1 protein-coding gene and 2 pseudogenes are annotated in these 3,016 nt (G+C 69.0%); 2 read left to right on the forward strand and 1 reads right to left on the reverse strand.

The features are described 5' to 3' along the window. Positions 1-33 precede the first annotated feature (33 nt). Positions 34-474, reverse strand: a complete 441-nt coding sequence (locus ACRDP3_RS19020; protein ID WP_431518167.1) for an NUDIX hydrolase — start codon at positions 472-474, stop codon at positions 34-36. A gap of 63 nt (positions 475-537) precedes the next feature. On the opposite strand from ACRDP3_RS19020, the pseudogene ACRDP3_RS19025 reads away from it, so the two are divergent. Together ACRDP3_RS19025 and ACRDP3_RS19030 are read left to right on the forward strand one after the other, a co-directional pair. Then, a pseudogene (locus tag ACRDP3_RS19025) lies at positions 538-642 on the forward strand (nuclear transport factor 2 family protein); the annotation flags it as partial. Between the two features lie 265 nt (positions 643-907). Next, a pseudogene (locus tag ACRDP3_RS19030) lies at positions 908-2,812 on the forward strand (APC family permease). Positions 2,813-3,016: the final 204 nt, after the last annotated feature.

The raw sequence follows: 3,016 nt of genomic DNA on the forward strand, positions 1-3,016 counted from the left end.
CGTGGAAGGACCGTTCGACCAGTATCGGGTGCATCACGTCTCCTCGGGGTGTGATGGGCCGGGGTGCTGGTCGCGGAAGAGGGCCAGGGTTTCCGGGAGTTGGGAGTGCTGGGGGTAGGGGAGCCCGGCCGGGGTGAACCAGCCGAGGGTGTCGAACTTGTGGGGCTCGCCGATCGCGACCTCGGACGGATCCACCTCTACGGCGAAGACCACGGCGACCCAGTGCGAGACGGGGTCGCCGCGGAGGATGTTGCGTACGCCGATCGTGCTGATGGAGAGGGGAGTTGCGGTGTACTCCTCACGGACCTCTCGCGTGACGGCCTGGTCGAACGTCTCGCCGTGTTCCAGGGCGCCGGCGCCGGTGTCCCACGTACCCGGTTCGTCCCGGGCGCCCGCGCTGCGGCGAGCCAGGAGGATGCGTCCTGTGGCGTCCTTGCAGACGAAGACGCAGGAGACGGCTGGTGATGGCTGCATGCTCAGAAGTGGTCCGTCAGGTCGGAGGAGGGTGCGAGGACGTGGTTCTCCCACAGCGTGCCCTCCGTGATGGTCCGCCCCCAGTCCGCCGTGCACGCCCTGGGTGAGGCGGTACTTGCCGGCCTGGTCGCCGACGGGCTCGTCCCCATGCCCGTCGACCGCCAGTAGCGCGTCGCTTTGGTCGCGGAGTGGCGGATCGCGGAGTGGCGGATCACGGAGCCGGCGCCCTGGACATCGCGGACATCGCCACCGGCCACGTCACGGAGGCGCCCGCCGGCGACCTCTTGACGCAGCCCATACGGCTTCCCAGCCGCCGTATCAGGAGCACATGAAGAGTGGGGCCTCCGGCGTATGCGTTCCGCCAAGAGCGCTTCTCACTGGTGCGTGGTGATCCGACGCTGGCACCACTTTGCCAACGGAGGTACCGCACGCGATGTCGATCAACACACGAAAGCCGGGCCCCGGGGAACGCGACTCGCGCAAGGAGGAGCCCCCTGATACCGGTGCGCCCAGTGCTCCGGACCAGCATTTCGCCAGCGGCGATCGGCACCGGCTCACCGCGCTCCAGGGCCTCTCCGCCCTGTCGCTGGACGCCATGGCGTCCGTCGCCTACGGGCCGGAGCCGATCGTCCTCGTCCTCGCCGTTGCCGGGGCTTACGGGCTGGGCTTCACGCTTCCCGTCACCCTTGCGATCGCCACACTCCTCGCGGTGCTGGTCGCCTCCTACCGCCAGGTGATCGCCGCCTTCCCCGACGGTGGTGGGTCCTACGCGGTTGCCAAGCGGCACCTGGGCCGGCGCACCAGCCTGGTGGCGGCCGCATCGCTCGTCCTGGACTATGTCCTGAACGTGGCTGTCTCGGTCACCGCCGGCGTCGCAGCCCTGACGTCTGCTTTCCCGGCCCTCTACGGTGAGCGGGTCTGGCTCTGCCTGGCCGTCCTGGCTCTCGTGGCGGCCGTGAATCTGCGCGGAGTCGTCGACTCCGCCAAGGCGTTTCTCGTTCCGACCGCCTTGTTCGTGGGCTCGATCCTCTCGATGATCGTGGTCGGTCTGTTCCGGGACGCACCGGCGAGCACGGCATCGGTCGACGGACACGCGTCCGCGCTCGGCGAAGGCGCCACAACCGTCGGGGCGTTGCTGCTGCTGAAGGCGTTCGCCGCAGGCTGCTCCGCCCTCACCGGCGTAGAGGCAGTCGCCAACGCCGTGCCGTCCTTCCGTACACCGGCGGCCCGCCGGGCCCAGCGGACCGAAGTGGCGCTCGGAGCGCTGCTCGGCGTCATGCTCATCGGGCTGTCGGTACTCATCGGTCGCTTTCACCTCCAGCCGGTCGAGGGAGTGACCGTCCTCGCCCAGCTCGCCGACGCCTCCTTCGGACACAACCTGGCCTTCTACGTCGTCCAGTTCGCCACCATGGTGCTGCTCGCGCTGGCAGCGAACACCTCATTCGGCGGTCTCCCCGTCCTGATGAGCCTGCTCGCTCGCGACAACTACCTCCCGCACCTGTTCGCGCTGAAGGCCGACCGGCAGGTGCACCGCCACGGTGTGCTCACCCTGGCAGCCGTCTCCGCCGCGCTGTTGGTCTTCTCCGGCGGGGACACCAACACGCTCGTGCCCCTCTTCGCGATCGGCGTCTTCGTCGGCTTCACGATCTGCCAGTTCGGCATGGTCCGCCACTGGTACGAACAGCGCCCCACGGGCTGGCAGACCAAGGCCGCTCTCAACGCCCTGGGCGCAGCGCTGACCGGCCTCTCGGCGGTCGTCGTCACCGCCACCAGAGTGACCGAAGGCGCGTGGATGATCCTCCTCGCTCTGCCCTTGCTCGTCCTCGCCTTCGAGAAGGTCCACCACACCTACGGTGAGATCGGCGAGCGGCTGGAACTGGGCCGCATCCCGCAGGCCCCGCAGCGTGCGCACTCACTGGTCGTCGTGCCCGTCTCCAGCCTGTCCCGGCTGACGTGCCAGGCCCTGACAGCGGCGCGGTCCCTGGGGGACGAAGTCCTGGCCGTGACCGTCACGCATCCGGCCCCTGAGGACAGTGAGGCCGCCGAATCCCTGCGCAGGGACTGGGCTTTGTGAAAGCCCGGGGTGGAGCTCGTCGAAGTGGTGTCGGCCACCAGATCCCTCGGCCGCCCGCTGTCCGCCTACGTGCAGGGGCTCACGCAGAGTCGTCCCGGCACGCAGATCACGGTACTCATCCCGGAGTCCGAACCCGCTCACATGTGGCAGCGACTGCTGCAGAACCAGCGCGGATCCGTCGTCGCCCACGCCCTGCGCCGGGACACGGTCGCGGTCATCTGCCGCCTTCGCTTCCGGGTCACGGCCATCAGTGATCCGTCATGACTCGGCCGACCGGCGTCAGGGGGACGTCATGAGGCGCCGGTGGACGCGCGGGCAGGACATACCTTCGATGCCACGTCCCGGTCTGCCTCCCCGCACCCGGGACGTCATCCACCACTCGTGGTTCCTCCAGGAGGTTCCCATGTGTTCGTTCTCCTACGACGACGATTCTGAGCCCGAGGAACAGGTCCCGGCCGGACCTCTGTG

The sequence above is a fragment of the Streptomyces sp. genome, assembly GCF_050698815.1.
Classification (GTDB): domain Bacteria; phylum Actinomycetota; class Actinomycetes; order Streptomycetales; family Streptomycetaceae; genus Streptomyces.

Coding starts and splice junctions, on each gene's coding strand:
- ACRDP3_RS19020 (WP_431518167.1), bottom strand. CDS start 474: ATGCAGCCATCACCAGCCGTCTCCTGCGTCTTCGTCTGCAAGGACGCC.